The organism is Okeania sp. SIO2C9, from assembly GCF_010672455.1.
Taxonomy (GTDB): domain Bacteria; phylum Cyanobacteriota; class Cyanobacteriia; order Cyanobacteriales; family Microcoleaceae; genus Okeania.
In genome coordinates this window covers 1-1,398 of sequence record NZ_JAAHGO010000230.1, presented here as the reverse complement: position 1 = coordinate 1,398, position 1,398 = coordinate 1, and the positions used below count along the sequence as shown (strand labels likewise).

Annotated in this window: 3 protein-coding genes; all 3 read right to left on the bottom strand. The window is 41.4% G+C overall.

Going from position 1 to position 1,398, the window contains the following annotated elements; translation table 11 throughout:
• A partial coding sequence (locus F6K23_RS40545; protein ID WP_367267978.1) for a cysteine peptidase family C39 domain-containing protein occupies positions 1–480 on the bottom strand: 480 nt, incomplete at its 3' end.
• Entirely contained in the window at positions 423–563 is a 141-nt protein-coding gene (locus tag F6K23_RS42725; RefSeq protein WP_367267977.1) for a hypothetical protein, read from the bottom strand. The genes F6K23_RS42725 and F6K23_RS40545, both read right to left, overlap by 58 nt.
• A gap of 369 nt (positions 564–932) precedes the next feature.
• Positions 933–1,295, bottom strand: a complete 363-nt coding sequence (locus tag F6K23_RS40540; RefSeq protein ID WP_293166871.1) for a Nif11-like leader peptide family RiPP precursor — start codon at positions 1,293–1,295, stop codon at positions 933–935.
• Positions 1,296–1,398: the final 103 nt, after the last annotated feature.

Below are 1,398 nucleotides of genomic sequence, written 5' to 3'. Positions count from 1 at the left end.
TGCTAAACGCGGGAGGGTTAGAAATAGCCCTGTTAGGAGGCACAAGCCGATGGCGCGGCGGGAGTTTCGCAGGCGGGAGGTTAAAGCAGAAAACATGTTCCTGGGTTTGCCGCCCTTGTTAAATTCTGGTCCTGGTTCCATAACTAGGATGACGCCAGTAAAGCCTTCGTCGAATTCCTGGAGGGAAACTTTTCTTGGACCAGTGGCTGGATCATTAAGGTATACGCGGTTTTTGCCGAATCCTTCTACAACTAGAAAATGGTTAAAGTTCCAAAATACTATATAAGGGGGACAAAGAGTTTGAAGACTGGCGAGGGATTTTTTGAGTCCTTTAGCATTTAAACCGTAGTTACGGGCAGCTTTGAGGACATTAGAGGCTTTAGAGCCATCTCGCGAAACGCCGCATTCCTGCCGTAGCTGGGCTAGGGTACAAAACGGCGGTAGTAGCCGAGAATAATTCCTAAGGCAGCAGCACCGCATTCTACTGCCTCCATTTGCAGTAGGGTAGGAGTACGGATGCGACGGGTTATTTTTGCTTGAGCCTCTCTAACTGATGTCACCATAACTACACTGGCAGTAATGCCTGCTATTTCTGAGTTACTTCGCTAATTACCTTATTGCTTTGAAGCTACCAAGTTTTCCCTGCAGGTCAAAGGTTTTTCTGTATTGCGTACAGTATTTTTCTGGAAACTTAAATTGAAAGTAGTACATTTTTATAAAAAACACATTAAATCATAAAAATATCGGTCTTGTCTATTTAACAAGACCGACTAATCGCCAAAATTTACTACAATTCTAGAATCTTAGTGTTGTCAAATCTATTCGTCTATACCTAGTCTAAAATAGCAGCAAACTAGTAAATTATAGAACAGCACAATTAAGAGCGATGTTGCAAAAAATAAAGCCGTTCTGTGTTCTATTTTGAAAAAAATCTAGAACCAGCTCGAGACCTTCTTCCACACTTTCTTTGCCGTCTTGTAGCCTTTCTTTGCCGTCTTGTAGCCTTCCTCGATTTTATCGCGGTTATTGAAGATAGTTATAGCGGTAGACACGAGAGTAGGCCAACCACCACCAGCTACAGCCTCCAACTCGTCTTCAGACAACTCTCCCTCTTCAGCTGCCACTTGTTGGATTTCCTGCATTACAGACAGCAGTTCTTCTTCAGTAAAATTGTAGCCTTTTTCAACTCCAATTTTCATAATAGTCTCTGGACTATCAGCAGCTTCTAGCCGCTGTTGCAATGCCTGATTTTCTTGAGAAGATTTGATTAATTCTAATACAGATGCTTGAGACATTTTTTACCTCTAATGAATAATCGTTTTGTGTTTTTTATTCCTGAATCAGGAATAATTTAATCGTAAAATATCAGTCGAGATTACCCAATATTTTGCTGTATGA

Bases quoted from the DNA above. Each gene is read 5' to 3' on its own strand.
- F6K23_RS42725 (WP_367267977.1), bottom strand. From the start codon at position 563: ATGGTGACATCAGTTAGAGAGGCTCAAGCAAAAATAACCCGTCGCATC.
- F6K23_RS40540 (WP_293166871.1), bottom strand. From the start codon at position 1,295: ATGTCTCAAGCATCTGTATTAGAATTAATCAAATCTTCTCAAGAAAAT.